Origin of the sequence: Actinophytocola glycyrrhizae, from assembly GCF_042653545.1 — a bacterium.
In the GTDB taxonomy this organism is placed as follows: Bacteria; Actinomycetota; Actinomycetes; order Mycobacteriales; family Pseudonocardiaceae; genus Actinophytocola; species Actinophytocola glycyrrhizae.
Window position 1 is genome coordinate 273,716 of sequence record NZ_JBHSIS010000020.1, and the last position, 14,577, is coordinate 288,292.

Consider the following 14,577-nt stretch of genomic DNA (forward strand, 5'->3'; position numbering starts at 1 on the left):
GCGATTCTAGGGGCGACCGCCGACAACGCCGGGGAGTTGTCCACAGGCCGGGTACGGCCACCCGTCGTGACCTCGGCGATCGTCGTCGGCGTCGTGCGGGTCGTCCTCGCCGGACTGGCCGGTCTCGGGGATGCCAGGGAGCCCCCGGTGTTCCGTGAAGCCGGTCATCCCGCAACACATCATCTAGGTCGACAACTGACCCATATGCTCCCGGTCATGAGCGCCGGCCGTCTTCTCGCCCTGCTGTCCCTCCTGCAGACGCCGAGGGAGTGGCCGGGCAGCGAGCTGGCCCGAAGGCTCGAGGTCAGCCCGAGGACCGTGCGGCGCGACGTCGAGCGGCTGCGCGACCTCGGGTACCCGGTCGAGGCGTCGATGGGCGCGGAGGGCGGCTACCGGCTCGTCGCGGGCTCGGCGCTGCCGCCGCTCCTGCTCGACGACGAGGAGGCGGTCGCGATGGCGGTCGGCCTGCGGGCCGCCGCGGGCCAGGCCGTGCAGGGCATCGAGGAGGCGTCGGTCCGCGCGCTCACCAAGTTGGAGCGGGTGCTGCCCGCACGGCTGCGGTACCGGGTCGGCGCGCTCACCTCGGCGACCGTCCCGCTCGTCACCGGCGAACAGCAGGCCGTGGATCCAGGTCAGCTGACCGGGATCGCGGGCGCGGTCACCAGCCACGAGCGCCTGCGCTTCGCCTACCGGGACCACGACGGCACGGAGTCAAGGAGGCACGTCGAGCCGTACCGGCTCGTCGCGGCCGGCCGCCGCTGGTACCTCGCCGCGTTCGACCTGGACCGCGACGACTGGCGTCTGTTCCGGGTCGACCGTGTTGCCGGCGCGCAGTCGACCGGCGCCCGCTACCGGCCACGGGAGCTGCCGGAAGGCGACGCGGCCTCGTTCACCACCAGTAAGCTCTACTCCCTCGCACCCACCTACGAGGCCGTGGTCGTCCTCGACCTGCCCGCGGACCGCGTGCCTGCCCACCTCGGCACCGCGGAGCCGGTCGACGAGCACCGCAGCCGCGTGCGGGCGGGTGCCGACACACTCGAATGGCTGGCCTACCGGTTCGCGACGGCGGGCTGTGAGTTCAGCGTCGAGGAACCCCGCGAGCTGGTGGACTACCTGCGGGAACTGGGTGGCCGGGTGAACCGGGCAACTGATTCCGGGTGACGTGTCGATTCGCGACGCGGTCGTCCGACGTGTGGACAGCGGCTAGGTTTCGACACGGCTCGAGACCACTGGGGAAGAAGGGAACCAGGCAATGCGATTCATGCTCATCCGCAAGGCCGACGAGGAATCCGAGGCCGGCGTGCTGCCCTCCGAGGAGCTTCTCGAAGCCATGGGCCGCTACAACGAGGAACTGGCCAGGGCCGGTGTCCTGCTTTCCGGTGACGGGCTCATGCCATCCGACAAGGGGGCCAGGGTGCACTTCTCCGGAAGGGGCAAACCGGCGGTGGTCGACGGTCCCTTCGCCGAGTCGAAGGAGCTCGTCGCGGGGTACTCGGTCATCGAGGTGGAGTCGCTGGCCGAGGCCGTCGAATGGGTGAAGAAGTGGCCCGTCGAGGACGCGCACGGCAACGCCGAGATCGAGATCCGGCAGCTCACCGAGCCCGACGACTTCGCTGCCGCGGTGACCGAGGAGAACCGGAAATACACCAAGAACATCTCCGATCTGATCGGCGGCAAGTAAAGGAGCACGAAGATGCGTTTCATGGTGATGGTCAAGGCCAGCGGGCAGTCCGAGGACGGCGAGCTGCCGTCCGAGGAGGATCTGACCGCCATGGGTCGCTACAACGAGGAGCTGATCAAGGCGGGTGTGCTGCTCGCGGGTGAGGGGCTGCACGCGTCGTCGCGCGGCGCGCGGGTGAAGTTCACCGACGGCGTGCCGACCGTCATCGACGGCCCGTTCGCCGAGGCCAAGGAGCTGGTCGCCGGCTTCTGGCTGCTCGAGGTGAAGTCGAAGGAGGAGGCCGTCGAGTGGGTCAAGCGGATCCCGTGGACCGACGGCGTCGAATCCGACGTCGAGATCCGTCAGGTTTTCGAGGCCGACGACCTGACCGCGGCGGTGACGGCGAACAAGGGGCGGTAGCTGCTTTGATAGGCGCATGCCGACGCCAGAGACCCACCGTGCGATAGACGCCGTATGGCGCATCGAGTCGGCCCGGCTGATCGCCGGGTTGACCAGGATGGTGCACGATGTCGGACTCGCCGAGGAGTTGGCGCAGGACGCGCTGGTCGCCGCGCTGGAACAGTGGCCGGAGTCGGGTGTCCCGGACAACCCGGGCGCCTGGCTCATGGCCATCGCCAAGCGGCGCGCCATCGACATGTTCCGGCGCCGCGAGACGCTGGACCGCAAGGTCACCGAGATCGGCCGCGACCTGGAGACCGCCGAGCTGCCCACCGCGGAGCCGGACTTCGACGCGATCCACTCGAACATCTCCGACGACATGCTGCGGCTGGTGTTCATCTCCTGCCACCCGGTCCTGTCCACCGAGGCCAGGGTGGCGCTCACGCTGCGCCTGCTCGGCGGTCTGACCACCGAGGAGATCGCCCGCGCGTTCCTCACCCCGGAGCCGACGATCGCGCAGCGGATCGTGCGGGCCAAGAAGACCCTCGCCCAGAAGAAGATCCCGTTCGAGGTGCCGGCCGCGAACGAGCTTGGGGAGCGGCTCGCCTCCGTGCTGGAGGTCGTCTACCTGATCTTCAACGAGGGCTACGCGGCGACCGGCGGCGACGACTGGATGCGGCCGAGCCTGTGCGAGGACGCGATGCGGCTCGGCCGGATCCTCGCCGAGCTGGTGCCCACGGAGCCGGAGGCGCACGGCCTGATCGCGCTGATGGAGATCCAGGCCTCCCGCGCCCGCGCCAGGACGGCGCCGGATGGCACTCCCGTGCTGCTGAACGACCAGGACCGGCTGAAGTGGGACCGGCTGCTGATCCGGCGCGGCCTCGCGGCGCTCGCGCGGGCGGGCGAGCTGGAGCAGCCGATGGGCCCGTACGTGCTGCAGGCCGAGATCGCCGCGTGCCATGCCAGAGCCCGCACCCCGGCGGAGACCGACTGGCCGCGGATCGCGGCGTTGTACGCGCGGCTGGTGCAACTCGTGCCGTCGCCGGTGATCGAGCTGAACCGCGGGGTGGCGCTGTCGATGGCGTTCGGCCCGCAGGCCGGGCTCGAAGTGGTCGACGAACTGCTCGACGAGCCGTCGCTGAAGAAATACCACCTGCTGCCGAGCGTGCGCGGTGACCTGCTGGCCAAGCTCGGCCGCACCGACGAGGCACGCGCCGAGTTCGAACGGGCCGCCGCGCTGACCCGCAACGAGCGGGAACGCGCGCTGCTCATGAAGCGGGCGGCGGAATGACCGACAGCACTCCCGGGATGAAGGACGTGGCCGCGGTCGCGGGCGTGTCCATCGGCACCGTGTCGAACGTGCTGAACCGCCCGCACCTGGTCAGCGAGGTGACCAGGCTGCGCGTGCAGGCCGCGATCGTCGAGCTGGGCTTCGTCCGCAACGAGACCGCGCGCCAGTTGCGGGCCGGGCAGAGCAGGACGATCGCGTACGTGGTGATGGACGCCGCGAATCCGTTCTTCAACGACGTGGCGCGCGGTGTCGAGGAGACGGCCCGCGCCGAGGGCATGGTCGTCTACCTGTGCAACTCCAACCAGGACGGCAGCCGCGAGCGCGAGTACCTCGAGCGGTTGCGCGAGCAGCGGGTGCAGGGCGTGCTGATCACCCCGATCGACCCCGGCGGCGAGCGTCTCGCGGAGATGCCGGGCCGCGGCATGCCGGTGGTGCTCGTCGACTGCCAGTCCGCCGACGACACCCGGTGCTCGGTCGCCGTCGACGACGTCCTCGGCGGTGAGCTGGCCATGACCCACCTGCTCGAGACCGGGCACGAGCGGATCGCGTTCGTCGGCGGGCCCGCGACCGTGCAGCAGGTGCGGGACCGCCACGAGGGTGCGCAGAACGCGGCGCGGGCTTTCGGCCGGCCCGCCGAGCTGGTGCGGATGGCGACCGGGGCGCTGACGGTGGCCGAGGGGCGCCGCGCGGGGGAGCGGCTCGTCGGGCTGCCTGCCTCGACGCGGCCGACCGCGGCGTTCTGCGCGAACGACCTGCTCGCGCTGGGGCTGCTGCAGGTCATGACCCGGCAGGGCCTCTCGGTGCCGGACGACCTCGCGGTGGTCGGCTACGACGACATCGAGTTCGCGGAGGCCGCCGCCGTGCCGCTCACGTCGGTGCGCCAGCCCAGGGAGCTGCTCGGCCGCACCGCCGCGCGGCTGCTGCTCGAGGAGGCGGCGGGCGAGGAGTCGCACCAGCACCAGCAGGTCCGGTTCCGGCCGGAGCTGGTCGTCCGCGCCTCGACACGGGTCCAGCGGTGACTCCCTTGACACGTCGAGAGCGGCTCCACCATGCTGAGGCACGAATTGAAACGTTTAATTTTCGATGGCGGAGGGCGGCATGACTGATCAGGTCGAGGCGTTGTTGCGACGTGGCAACCGGCTCGGGTCCGACCCCCGCAACACCAACTACGCCGGCGGCAACACCTCCGCGAAGACCACCGCGACCGACCCGGTCACCGGCGCCGAGGTGGACCTGTTGTACGTCAAGGGTTCCGGCGGCGACCTCGGCACGCTGAGGGCGAACGGCCTCGCCGTGCTGCGGCTCGACCGGCTCCGCGCGCTGACCGGCGTCTACCCCGGGGTCGAGCGCGAGGACGAGATGGTCGCCGCGTTCGACTTCTGCCTGCACGGCAAGGGCGGCGCCGCCCCGTCCATCGACACCGCCATGCACGGCCTGGTCGAGCAGGCGCACGTCGACCACCTCCACCCGGACGCGGGCATCGCGATCGCGACCGCCGTCGACGGGCCAGAACTGACCAGGGCGTGCTTCGGTGACCGCGTGGTCTGGGTGCCGTGGCGGCGCCCCGGATTCCAGCTCGGACTGGACATCGCGGCCGTGCAGCGGGAAAACCCGAGGGCGATCGGCGTGGTGCTCGGCGGCCACGGCATCACCGCGTGGGGCGCCACGAGCGAGGAGTGCGAGGCCAACTCCCTCGAGATCATCGCGACCGCGCAGCGCTACCTCGACGAGCACGGCAGGCCCGACCCGTTCGGCGCCGTCGTGGTCGAGCCGCTCGCCCCCGCCGACCGGGCACTGCTGGCCGCCCGCATCGCACCGGCCGTCCGAGGACTCGTCTCCACCGACCACCCGCAGGTCGGCCACTTCACCGACAGTGCGGGCGTGCTGGACTTCCTCGCCCGCGAACGCCTGCACGAGCTGGCCGCCAAGGGCACCAGCTGTCCGGACCACTTCCTGCGCACCAAGGTCCGCCCGCTCGTCGTCGACGTGCCGCCGACCACGCCGTTGGCGGGCCTGCTCGCGCGGCTGAAGGAACTCCACGAGGCCTACCGGGCCGACTACCGCGCCTACTACGAGCGCTACGCCGACGCGGACAGCCCGCCCATGCGTGGTGCGGACCCGGCGATCGTGCTCGTGCCGGGCGTCGGCATGTTCAGCTTCGGTGCGGACAAGCAGACCGCGCGGGTGGCGGGCGAGTTCTACGTCAACGCCGTCAACGTGATGCGCGGCGCCGAGTCCGTGTCGGTCTACGAGCCGATCGAGGAACGCGAGAAGTTCCGCATCGAGTACTGGGCGCTGGAAGAGGCGAAGCTCAGGCGGCGCCCAGAACCCAGGCCGCTCGCGGCCCGCGTCGCGTTCGTCACCGGCGGCGGGTCGGGCATCGGGCGGGCCACCGCGCTGCGGCTCGCGGCCGAGGGCGCGTGCGTGGTCGTCGCCGACCGGGACCAGGACTCGGCCAGGCAGGTCGCGGAGCAGATCGGCGAGACCGGTCTCGCGGTGACCGTCGACGTGACCGACGAGAACGCCGTCGCAGCGGCCTTCCGCACTGCCGTGCTGGCGTTCGGCGGCGTCGACCTCGTGGTCAACAACGCGGGCCTCTCGGTGTCGAAGCCGTTGCTGGAGACCACCGAGGAGGACTGGGACCGTCAGCACGACGTGATGGCGAAGGGTTCCTTCCTCGTCTCCCGCGAGGCCGCGCGGATCATGGTCGAGCAGGGCATCGGCGGCGACATCGTCTACATCTCCAGCAAGAACGCCGTGTTCGCCGGCCCCAACAACGTGGCGTACGGGGCGGCCAAGGCCGACCAGGCGCACCAGGTCCGGCTGCTCGCCGCCGAGCTGGGGGAGTACGGGATCCGCGTCAACGGCATCAACCCCGACGGCGTGGTCCGCGGCTCGGGGATCTTCGCCGGTGGCTGGGGCGCGCAACGCGCCGCCGTGTACGGGGTGCCGGAGGAGGAGCTGGGTGCCTTCTACGCCAAGCGCACACTGCTGAAGCGGGAGGTGCTGCCCGAGCACGTGGCCGCGGCCGTCGTCGCGCTGTGCGCGGGGGACCTGTCGCTGACGACCGGATCGCACGTGCCGGTGGACGCCGGGGTGGCCGCGGCCTTCCTCCGGTGATGACGCCGCGGAGCGTCCGCGTGGCCGCCGCCGACCTCGGCGCGGCGAGCGGAAGGGTGATCGTCGGCGAGGTCGGTGCGGACACCCTGGAGCTGCGGGAGTGTCACCGCTTCCCCAACCGTCCCGTCCGGACCGCGGGGACCCTGCACTGGGACATCCTCGCGCTGTACCAGGGAGTTCTCGACGGGCTGCGGGAGGCCGGGCCGGTCGACGGGATCGGTGTCGACTCGTGGGCCGTGGACTACGGGCTGCTCGACGCGCACGGCGCGCTGCTCGGCAACCCCGTGCACTACCGGGACGAGCGCACCGCGGGCGCGAAGGACAACCTCGAACGCCTTGGCGCGCGGGAGCTGTACGCGACGACCGGGCTGCAGTTCCTGCCGTTCAACACGATCCACCAGCTGGCCGCCGAACCCCGGCTTGCGCTGGCGCGGCGGTTGCTGCTGATCCCGGACCTGCTCGCGTACTGGCTGACCGGCGAGCAGGGCGCGGAGGTAACGAACGCGTCGACGACCCAGCTCCTCGACGTGCGCACCCGCACGTGGGCCACCGAGCTGATCGCGAGGACCGGCGCGGGCGCGGCGCTGTTCCCGCCGCTGCGGGAGCCGGGCGAGGTCATCGGGTCCACGCAGGACGGCACGCCGGTGATCGCGGTCGGTTCGCACGACACGGCGTCGGCGGTCGTCGGGGTGCCTGCGCAGGGGGAGCGGTTCGCCTACATCTCGTGCGGGACGTGGTCGCTGGTCGGGGTGGAGCTGGCCGCCCCGGTGCTCACCGAAGCCGGCAGGGCGGCCAACTTCACCAACGAGCTCGGTGTCGACGGCACGGTCCGGTACCTGCGCAACGTGATGGGGCTGTGGCTGCTGCAGGAGTGCGTGCGCGAGTGGGGTGCGGACACCGGGGAGTTGTTGCGGGCGGCGGCGGCCCGGCCCCGCGGCGCGGTGATCGACCCCGACGACCCCGTCTTCCTGCCGCCCGGCGACATGCCGGCACGGATCGTCGCCGCGTGCGAACGGGCCGGCCAGCCCGTGCCGACGGACCGGCCCGGCATCGTCCGGTGCGTCGTGGACAGTCTTGCCGACGCGCACCGCAGGGCGGTCGAGGACGCGCGGGCGCTGTCGGGCAAGGTCGTGGACGTCGTGCACATCGTCGGCGGCGGGGCGCGGAACTCCCTGCTGTGCCAGCTGACCGCCGACGCGTGCGGCCTTCCCGTGGTGGCGGGCCCGGTCGAGGCGACCGCCATCGGCAACGTGCTCGTGCAGGCCCGCGCGCTCGGCGCCCTCGATGGCGACCTGACCCGGCTGCGGGACCTGATCCGGGCCACGCAGCCGGTCACGCGCTATCAGCCGAGTGCGTAGCGCGCGTCACCCGCCACGGCGAGACGCGGGCCAGCCGGACGGCCTCCAGCGGTCCGCGCAGTCGCCGAGGAGCTCGAACGGTTCGGGTGGGTCAGTCGCCGGCGTCCAACCGGGTGAACTCCTCCGGGGTCAGGGTCAGGTGGACCGCGGCGGCCGAGTCACGGATCGTGGCGGGCCGCGACGAACCCGGGATCGGGATCACCACCGGCGACTTGGCGAGCAGCCACGCGAGGCACACCTGCTGTGGGCTGACGCCCTTCTCGTTCGCGATCTCCGCGAACGGCGCGAAGTGCGAGCCGAGCTCACCGGCCTTCGCGATGCCTCCGAGCGGGCTCCACGGCAGGAACGCGATGCCGAGCGAGTCGCACAGGTCCAGTTCCGGCTCGCTGGACCGGAACGCGGGCGAGAACTCGTTCTGCACGCTCACGAGCCGGCCGCCGAGGATCTCGTTGGCGAGCCTGATCTGGTCCGGGTTGGCGTTGGAGATGCCCGCGTACCGGATCTTGCCCGCGTCGAGCAGGTCGCGCAGGGCGCCGACCGACTCGGCGTAGTCGACCTTCGGGTCCGGCCGATGGAACTGGTACAGGCCGATGGCGTCGACACCGAGCCGCTTGAGCGACGCCTCGCACGCCTGCCTGAGGTACTCGGGCGAGCCGTTGCGGCCCCAGCCGCCGCCCTCGGTGCGGGTGTGACCGCCCTTGGTCGCGATCAGGACCTCGGACGTGTCGGCGCCGTGGCTCGCGACCGCGCGGGCGATGAGCGACTCGTTGTGCCCGACGTCCGTCTCGTCCAGTGAATAGGCGTCCGCGGTGTCGAACAGCGTGACACCGGCATCGAGCGCGGCGTGGATCGTGTCGACGGAGCGCTGCTCGTCGGCCGGCCTGCCCTCGACGGACATCGGCATGCCGCCGAGCCCGATGGCGCTGACCTGCGTGTCGCCGATGCGACGGGACTGCATCTCGGATGCCTCCTCGGTAGACCTTCTGTGCCTACAGCTTCCCGCCGGTTCGTCGAGCTGTCCAACAGGAGTCTGCGACCTGTCCTGCTGCGTCGCGGTCGCCGGGGAGTGCCACGTCACGCGGTCCGCGAAACGCCTGCACGTCGCCAAGTCCTGGCGGACTCGGTCAGTCCTTCCTGAGGCCCGCGAGCTGTTCGAGGACCAGCAGCAGCGCCGAGTGGTCGAGGTCGCCGTGGCCCTGTGTCCTGGCGGCGGCCATCAGCTGCGCGACCGCGGCGCCGAGGGGGAGCGGCACGCCGGCCTCCCGCGCGGAGCCGAGCGCGATGCCGAGGTCCTTGTGGTGCAGGTCGACCCGGAAACCGGGGGTGAACTCGTGCGTCAGCATCGGGGTGGCCTTGCGGTCCAGCACGGCGCTGCCCGCGAGGCCGCCGGAGAGCACCTCGACAGCGGAGGCCAGGTCGACGTCCTGTGCGCGCAGGAGGGTGAGCGCCTCCGCGACGAGCCCGATGGTGCCCGCCACGATCAGCTGGTTCGCGGCCTTCACCGTCTGCCCGCTGCCTGCCGGTCCGACGTGGACGATCGTCTTCCCGAGTACCTCCAGCACCGGCCGGGCAGCCGCGACGTCGTCGGCCGCGCCGCCGACCATGACCGACAGGGTGCCCTCGACCGCGCCCTGCTCGCCGCCGCTGACGGGTGCGTCGAGTGCCCGCAGACCGGACCGGTGCGCGCGGTCGGCGACGGCGCGGGCGGTGGCGGGTGCGATCGTGCTCATGTCGATCCACAGCGCGCCCGCCGCGGTCAGCACGTCGTCGGCGACCGCGTCGACATCCGGTGAGTCGGGCAGCATCGTGATCACGACCTCGGCGCCCTCGACCGCCGCTCGCGCACTGTCCGCCGCGGTCCCGCCCTGCTCGGCGAAGCGAGCCGTCCTGCCGGGACTCCGGTTGAAGCCGGTGACGTCGTGCCCGGCGCGGACGAGGTTGACGGCCATGGGCAGACCCATGATCCCGAGCCCGATGAAACCGATCCTGGCCATGGGCCCGACCCTACCCACCCGGCGTCGCGCCGACCGGTCACGCGGCCCTCACGCCTCGCCGGGCACCCCGAGGCCGCCGACGACGTCGATCTCGTGCCCGGTGAACTCGCCGGTGAGCAACGGCATGGTCTTCTCGATCGCGGCCCTGGTCGCCGGGAGTCGCAGCGACGCGGCGTGCGCCTCCTTGCTGACCCAGATCTCGTTGACCCACACGAGATCCTTGTCGTCGTCGGACACGCCGACCGCGTACAGGTCGCACCCCGCCGCCCTCAGGCCGTCCTGGCCGCTGACGAGCGTGGCCACCACCTCGTCCCGGTGGCCGGGCTTGACACGCATGGTGCCGAAGTATCCGTACCGCACTGTTCCTCCTGGTCGATGACTGCGGCGCATCCTCGCACGACCCACCGGCAATCCGATTGGACGAACGCGACACCGCCCGGCCCGCCGGGCGGCCGCTCCCGTGGCGGACTGAACTGGCATTCTCACGTTTCATGGGTCCGCGGCGTCTTCGGAGTGTGAGACCTTTCGAGCGGATCGTGGACGAGTACGGGCCCATGGTGCTGCGCGTGTGCCGCGCGGTGCTCGGCCCCACCGACGCCGAGGACGCGTGGTCGGAGACCTTCCTCGCGGCGCTGCGGGCGTACCCCGGTCTGCCTGCCGACGCGAACGTGGAGGCCTGGCTCGTGACCATCGCGCACCGCAAGGCGCTCGACGCGTGGCGGGCCGGCAGGCGGCGGCCGGTGGCCGTCGCCGAGGTGCCCGACCGGGGCCGGACCGACCAGTGGCACGGCGACCTGTGGGCGGCGCTCGCGCGCCTGCCGCACAAACAGCGGCTCGCGGTCGCCTACCACCACCTCGCCGGGCTGCCCTACCGCGAGATCGCGGTGATCACCGGCGGCACCGAGGACGCCGCCCGCCGCGCCGCCGCAGACGGCATGAAACGTCTCCGCACGCTCTACACCGAGGAGGAGACCGCATGAACTTCGACACGTTGCCTTTGGCGGACCCCGTCGCCGCCGCGCGGCTGCACGCCCGGCTCGTCGCCGACGCGGAACGGGAAGGGCTGCTCGACCTCGCCTACCGGACGGTCGACAGCCCCGTCGGTTCGCTGCTGCTCGCCGCCACCCCGGCCGGGCTGGTGCGGGTCGTGTACGAGAACGTCGGCCACGACGCGGAGCTCGCGCGGCTCGCCGAGACCGTCAGCCCCAGGGTCCTGCACGCACCCACCCGGCTCGACCAGGTCGCGCGGCAGCTCGACGAGTACTTCGCCGGCCGCCGCGCCGCGTTCGACGTGCCACTGGACCTGCGGCTCACCAGCGGGTTCCGGCGGGCGGTGATCGACCACCTGCCCGCGATCTCATACGGTCGCACCGAGACGTACGCGCAGGTGGCGGCCGCCGCGGGGAGCCCGAAGGCGGTCCGCGCGGTGGGCACCGCGTGCGCGACCAACCCGGTGCCGGTGGTGGTGCCGTGCCACCGGGTGGTCCGTTCCGACGGGTCGTTCGGCGGCTACGCGGGCGGACCGGACGCCAAGCGGGTCCTGCTGACCATGGAGGCGGCATGACGACCGACTGGACGGCCCTCGCGGCGGAGGTCGACGAGTACGGCTGCGCGCTCCTGCCGCGCCTGCTCACCGACGCCGAGTGCGCCGGCCTCGTCGCGCTCTACGACGAGCCGGACCGGTTCCGCGCCACCATCGACATGGCGCGGTACCGGTTCGGGCGCGGCCGGTACCGGTACTTCCGGGCACCGTTCCCCGAGCCCGTCGCCCGGCTGCGGGAGCGGCTGTACCCCCGGCTGCTGCCGATCGCGCGGGACTGGGCCGCGCGGCTGGGCCGCGACGAGCACTGGCCGGACACGCTCGACGAGTGGCTCGCCGAGTGCCACGCGGCCGGACAGACCCGGCCGACGCCGATCCTGTTGCGTTACGAGGAGGGCGACTGGAACGCGCTGCACCGGGACCTGTACGGCGAGAAGGTCTTCCCGCTGCAGGTGGTGATCAACCTCAACGAGCCGGGCGGTGACCACACCGGCGGCGAGTTCCTGCTGGTCGAGCAGCGGCCGAGGGCGCAGTCGCGGGGCACGGCCACCTTGGTCCCGCGTGGTCACGGGCTGGTGTTCACCACCCGTGACCGGCCGGTGCGGTCGGCGCGTGGCTGGTCGGCGTCGCCGGTGCGGCACGGGGTGTCGGTGATCAGGTCCGGACGACGACACACTTTGGGCTTGGTGTTCCACGACGCGGCATGAGGCCGTGTGATTAAGTCGCACCATGGTGCGAGCAGCGGTGCTTTCCAAGCAGGGCGGGCAACTCGAGGTCCGTGACATCACCCTCGGCGACCCGGGGCCGGGACAGGTGAAGGTGCGGGTCGCGGCGGCGGGGGTCTGCCACTCCGACCTGTCCCTGGCGAACGGCACGCTACTGCAGGAGGTGCCCGCGGTGCTCGGGCACGAGGGCGCCGGTGTGGTCATCGCGGTCGGCGACGACGTCGACCGGGTCGTCGTCGGCGATCACGTGGTGCTCAACTGGGCGCCTGCCTGCCGGGCGTGCTGGTTCTGCGAGCACGGCGAGCCGTGGCTGTGCGTGCACGCCGAGGAGACCGCCCGCGCGCCGTACGCACACCTCGACGACGGCACCCCCGTCTACCCGGGCCTTGGCACGGCCGCCTTCGCCGAGGAGACCATCGTGCCGGCCGCCGGTGTCGTGAAGGTGCCGGACAGCGTGCCGATGGAACAGGCCGCGGTGCTGGGCTGCGCCGTGCAGACCGGCGCGGGCGCGGTGCTCAACACCGCACGCGTGCGGCAGGGCGAGTCCGTGGTGGTCGTCGGCCTCGGCGGGGTCGGGCTCTCCGCGCTGCAGGCCGCGCGGGCGGTCGGCGCGGGGCCGGTCATCGGCGTCGACGTGAGCGAGGCGAAGGCCGATCTCGCCGCTCAGCACGGCGCCACCGACTTCCTGGTGTCGGGCGACACCACCGCCAAGGCGATCCGCAAGCTCACCGGCGGCCGCGGCGCCGACCACGCCTTCGACTGCGTCGGTCTGCCCGCGACCATCCGCACCGCGTGGTCGGCCACCCGCCGGGGTGGGGCGGTCACGGTCGTCGGTGTCGGCGGCAAGGCCAACATCGTCGAGTTCAACGCGCTGGAGCTGTACTGGTTCGGCCGCACACTGCACGGCTGCGTGTTCGGGTCGAGCGATCCCGACGTCGAGGTCCCGCGCCTGCTCGGCCTCGTCGAGGAGGGCAAGCTGGACCTCGCCGCCCTTGCCACGGCCACCACCGACCTGGCCGGGGTGAACGACGCGTTCGAACACCTCGGCCGGGGCGCGCGGACCATCGTCACGTTCTGAGCACCCGCACCCAGCCGATCCCGGCGGTCTCCTTCACGGCCACGCCGTCCCGTTCACCGTCGAGCACGGCCGTGTCACACCGTGGCGCTGCCACGCGACCGTGACCGCGACGGCGTCGAGGACGTCTGGTTCCGGATCTGCGTCACCTACACCCCCGAGCCCGCGAACGGGCCGCCCGTCGTGAACTGCGCGGGCCGCTACTGAGGGCTCACCAGCTGACCGGGAGGCTGTGCAGGCCGTAGACCGTCGCGTCGTCCTTGAACGGGAGGTCGGCGACCGGCGCGGTGACCCGCAGCGTCGGGACCCTGGTGAACAGGGAGTCGAACACGATCCGCAGCTCCTCGCGGGCGAGGTTCTGCCCGAGGCACTGGTGCGCGCCGTAGCCGAACGCGATGTGGTTGCGGGCGCCCCTGGTGATGTCGAGGCGGTCGGGGTCGGGGAACACGGCCGCGTCGTGGTTGGCCGCGTTGCCGAGCGTCAGCACGCCTTCGCCTGCCCGCACGGTCACGCCGCCGACCTCGGTGTCGGCGACCGCGACCCTGGAGGTCACGAACTCGGCGATCGTGAACTGCCGCAGCAGCTCCTCGACCGCGTCCGGGGTGCGGGACGGGTCGGCGGTCAGCAGCGCGAGCTGCTCGGGCCGTTCGAGCAGCGCGAGCGTGCCGAGCGAGATCATGTTCGCGGTCGTCTCGTGACCCGCGATCAGCAGCAGCACCGCGAGGCTCACCAGCGCGTCGTGGTCGTAGGTGCCCTCGGCGCGGTGTCTGGCGATCTGCCTGCCGATCAGGTCGTCGGGGAGCGTGCCCTCCTTCTCGGTGACCAGCTTGTCCATGTACGCGCGCAGGTCCCCGGCCGCCGTCTGGATCTCCTCGGCGGCGGCCGAGCGGGACAGCAGCGTGCGCGACCGGGACTGGAAGAAGTCGTGGTCGGCGTAGGGCACGCCGAGCTGTTCGCAGATCACCAGCGACGGCACGGGCTGCGCGAGCGCCGCCACCAGGTCGGCGGTACGGGACTCCGTCGCGAGCATCGCGTCCAGGTGCTCGTCGACGATCTGCTGGATGCGCGGGCGCAGGGCGGCGAGGCGCTTGACGGTGAACTCGGCGAGCACCGCGCGCCGTGCGGGCCCGTGCTCGGGCGGGTCCAGTGTGATCAGCGACGGCTTCAGCCCGCTGTCCTGCTGGACGCGACGGCCGGTGGGGTTCGGGAAGCCCGGGTTGGCGCGGTCGGCGGAGAACGCGGGGTCGGTCAGCACGGTGCGGACATCGGCGTGCCGCGACGCGGCCCACACCTCCTGCCCGCTGCGCAGCGTCACCCTGGTCATCGGGCCGGGCTCGGTGATCGACGCGTCGCCGTGGAACGGGCAGGCGCGTGGCGGGAAGGACTCCGGCATGGTGGTACCCCCAAGATCTGGA

17 protein-coding genes are annotated in these 14,577 nt (G+C 72.2%); 12 read left to right on the forward strand and 5 right to left on the reverse strand.

The features are described from left to right. Nucleotides 1–6: 6 nt before the first annotated feature. On the reverse strand, nt 7–168 hold the full coding sequence (locus ACFPCV_RS29500; protein WP_378059645.1) for a hypothetical protein: 162 nt from the start codon (nt 166–168) through the stop codon (nt 7–9). A 48-nt stretch (nt 169–216) separates the two neighbouring features. Here ACFPCV_RS29500 and ACFPCV_RS29505 point away from each other — a divergent pair, with 48 nt between their 5' ends. The 7 genes from ACFPCV_RS29505 to ACFPCV_RS29535 all read left to right on the forward strand — a co-directional run bounded on the left by ACFPCV_RS29505 (nt 217) and on the right by ACFPCV_RS29535 (nt 7,828). Continuing rightward, the gene (locus tag ACFPCV_RS29505; protein WP_378059646.1) at nt 217–1,161 is read left to right on the forward strand and encodes a helix-turn-helix transcriptional regulator; all 945 of its coding nucleotides are present in this window, start codon (nt 217–219) and stop codon (nt 1,159–1,161) included. Nucleotides 1,162–1,252: 91 nt separating this feature from the next. Then, nucleotides 1,253–1,681, forward strand: a complete 429-nt coding sequence (locus ACFPCV_RS29510) for a YciI family protein (RefSeq protein WP_378059647.1) — start codon at nt 1,253–1,255, stop codon at nt 1,679–1,681. Between the two features lie 12 nt (nt 1,682–1,693). Beyond that, complete coding sequence (locus ACFPCV_RS29515) at nt 1,694–2,080, forward strand: YciI family protein (protein ID WP_378059648.1); 387 nt, start codon at nt 1,694–1,696, stop codon at nt 2,078–2,080. Between the two features lie 16 nt (nt 2,081–2,096). Further along, nucleotides 2,097–3,350 (forward strand): RNA polymerase sigma factor, encoded by a 1,254-nt coding sequence (locus ACFPCV_RS29520; RefSeq protein ID WP_378059649.1) that lies wholly within the window; start codon nt 2,097–2,099, stop codon nt 3,348–3,350. Then, nucleotides 3,347–4,369: a LacI family DNA-binding transcriptional regulator gene (locus ACFPCV_RS29525; RefSeq protein ID WP_378059650.1), complete on the forward strand. Its 1,023-nt coding sequence runs from the start codon at nt 3,347–3,349 to the stop codon at nt 4,367–4,369. The genes ACFPCV_RS29520 and ACFPCV_RS29525 overlap by 4 nt, the downstream gene beginning before the upstream one ends. Before the next feature lie 79 nt (nt 4,370–4,448). After that, nucleotides 4,449–6,470 carry a bifunctional aldolase/short-chain dehydrogenase gene (locus ACFPCV_RS29530; protein WP_378059651.1) on the forward strand — a complete coding sequence of 674 codons (2,022 nt, stop codon included), beginning with the start codon at nt 4,449–4,451 and terminating at the stop codon, nt 6,468–6,470. After that, on the forward strand, nt 6,470–7,828 hold the full coding sequence (locus ACFPCV_RS29535) for a rhamnulokinase (RefSeq protein ID WP_378059652.1): 1,359 nt from the start codon (nt 6,470–6,472) through the stop codon (nt 7,826–7,828). The genes ACFPCV_RS29530 and ACFPCV_RS29535 overlap by 1 nt, the downstream gene beginning before the upstream one ends. Before the next feature lie 91 nt (nt 7,829–7,919). Here the strand turns inward: ACFPCV_RS29535 and ACFPCV_RS29540 are convergent, their stop codons facing one another. From ACFPCV_RS29540 to ACFPCV_RS29550, 3 genes are all read right to left on the reverse strand, one after another. Beyond that, nucleotides 7,920–8,786 (reverse strand): aldo/keto reductase, encoded by an 867-nt coding sequence (locus ACFPCV_RS29540; RefSeq protein ID WP_378059653.1) that lies wholly within the window; start codon nt 8,784–8,786, stop codon nt 7,920–7,922. Between the two features lie 166 nt (nt 8,787–8,952). Continuing rightward, nucleotides 8,953–9,822: an NAD(P)-dependent oxidoreductase gene (locus ACFPCV_RS29545; RefSeq protein ID WP_378059654.1), complete on the reverse strand. Its 870-nt coding sequence runs from the start codon at nt 9,820–9,822 to the stop codon at nt 8,953–8,955. 48 nt (nt 9,823–9,870) lie between these two features. Beyond that, nucleotides 9,871–10,182, reverse strand: a complete 312-nt coding sequence (locus tag ACFPCV_RS29550; RefSeq protein ID WP_378059655.1) for a putative quinol monooxygenase — start codon at nt 10,180–10,182, stop codon at nt 9,871–9,873. Between the two features lie 155 nt (nt 10,183–10,337). On the opposite strand from ACFPCV_RS29550, the gene ACFPCV_RS29555 reads away from it, so the two are divergent. The 5 genes from ACFPCV_RS29555 to ACFPCV_RS29575 all read left to right on the forward strand — a co-directional run bounded on the left by ACFPCV_RS29555 (nt 10,338) and on the right by ACFPCV_RS29575 (nt 13,369). Beyond that, entirely contained in the window at nt 10,338–10,802 is a 465-nt protein-coding gene (locus tag ACFPCV_RS29555; protein ID WP_378059656.1) for an RNA polymerase sigma factor, read from the forward strand. After that, complete coding sequence (locus ACFPCV_RS29560; RefSeq protein WP_378059657.1) at nt 10,799–11,386, forward strand: methylated-DNA--[protein]-cysteine S-methyltransferase; 588 nt, start codon at nt 10,799–10,801, stop codon at nt 11,384–11,386. The genes ACFPCV_RS29555 and ACFPCV_RS29560 overlap by 4 nt, the downstream gene beginning before the upstream one ends. After that, nucleotides 11,383–12,069: a 2OG-Fe(II) oxygenase gene (locus ACFPCV_RS29565; RefSeq protein ID WP_378059658.1), complete on the forward strand. Its 687-nt coding sequence runs from the start codon at nt 11,383–11,385 to the stop codon at nt 12,067–12,069. The genes ACFPCV_RS29560 and ACFPCV_RS29565 overlap by 4 nt, the downstream gene beginning before the upstream one ends. 22 nt (nt 12,070–12,091) lie before the next feature. Continuing rightward, on the forward strand, nt 12,092–13,165 hold the full coding sequence (locus ACFPCV_RS29570; RefSeq protein ID WP_378059659.1) for a zinc-binding dehydrogenase: 1,074 nt from the start codon (nt 12,092–12,094) through the stop codon (nt 13,163–13,165). A gap of 81 nt (nt 13,166–13,246) precedes the next feature. Then, nucleotides 13,247–13,369, forward strand: coding sequence for a hypothetical protein (locus ACFPCV_RS29575; RefSeq protein WP_378059660.1), 123 nt, complete (start codon nt 13,247–13,249; stop codon nt 13,367–13,369). Nucleotides 13,370–13,373: 4 nt separating this feature from the next. Here ACFPCV_RS29575 and ACFPCV_RS29580 read toward each other — a convergent pair whose 3' ends face one another. Continuing rightward, nucleotides 13,374–14,555, reverse strand: a complete 1,182-nt coding sequence (locus tag ACFPCV_RS29580) for a cytochrome P450 (RefSeq protein WP_378059661.1) — start codon at nt 14,553–14,555, stop codon at nt 13,374–13,376. Nucleotides 14,556–14,577 lie beyond the last annotated feature (22 nt).

Excerpts from the sequence above, each read along its gene's own strand:
- ACFPCV_RS29515 (WP_378059648.1), top strand. The coding sequence starts at position 1,694 with ATGCGTTTCATGGTGATGGTCAAGGCCAGCGGGCAGTCCGAGGACGGC.
- ACFPCV_RS29540 (WP_378059653.1), bottom strand. The coding sequence starts at position 8,786 with ATGCAGTCCCGTCGCATCGGCGACACGCAGGTCAGCGCCATCGGGCTC.
- ACFPCV_RS29530 (WP_378059651.1), top strand. The coding sequence starts at position 4,449 with ATGACTGATCAGGTCGAGGCGTTGTTGCGACGTGGCAACCGGCTCGGG.
- ACFPCV_RS29510 (WP_378059647.1), top strand. The coding sequence starts at position 1,253 with ATGCGATTCATGCTCATCCGCAAGGCCGACGAGGAATCCGAGGCCGGC.
- ACFPCV_RS29500 (WP_378059645.1), bottom strand. The coding sequence starts at position 168 with ATGACCGGCTTCACGGAACACCGGGGGCTCCCTGGCATCCCCGAGACC.
- ACFPCV_RS29565 (WP_378059658.1), top strand. The coding sequence starts at position 11,383 with ATGACGACCGACTGGACGGCCCTCGCGGCGGAGGTCGACGAGTACGGC.
- ACFPCV_RS29505 (WP_378059646.1), top strand. The coding sequence starts at position 217 with ATGAGCGCCGGCCGTCTTCTCGCCCTGCTGTCCCTCCTGCAGACGCCG.
- ACFPCV_RS29560 (WP_378059657.1), top strand. The coding sequence starts at position 10,799 with ATGAACTTCGACACGTTGCCTTTGGCGGACCCCGTCGCCGCCGCGCGG.
- ACFPCV_RS29580 (WP_378059661.1), bottom strand. The coding sequence starts at position 14,555 with ATGCCGGAGTCCTTCCCGCCACGCGCCTGCCCGTTCCACGGCGACGCG.
- ACFPCV_RS29570 (WP_378059659.1), top strand. The coding sequence starts at position 12,092 with ATGGTGCGAGCAGCGGTGCTTTCCAAGCAGGGCGGGCAACTCGAGGTC.
- ACFPCV_RS29545 (WP_378059654.1), bottom strand. The coding sequence starts at position 9,822 with ATGGCCAGGATCGGTTTCATCGGGCTCGGGATCATGGGTCTGCCCATG.
- ACFPCV_RS29535 (WP_378059652.1), top strand. The coding sequence starts at position 6,470 with ATGACGCCGCGGAGCGTCCGCGTGGCCGCCGCCGACCTCGGCGCGGCG.
- ACFPCV_RS29525 (WP_378059650.1), top strand. The coding sequence starts at position 3,347 with ATGACCGACAGCACTCCCGGGATGAAGGACGTGGCCGCGGTCGCGGGC.
- ACFPCV_RS29520 (WP_378059649.1), top strand. The coding sequence starts at position 2,097 with ATGCCGACGCCAGAGACCCACCGTGCGATAGACGCCGTATGGCGCATC.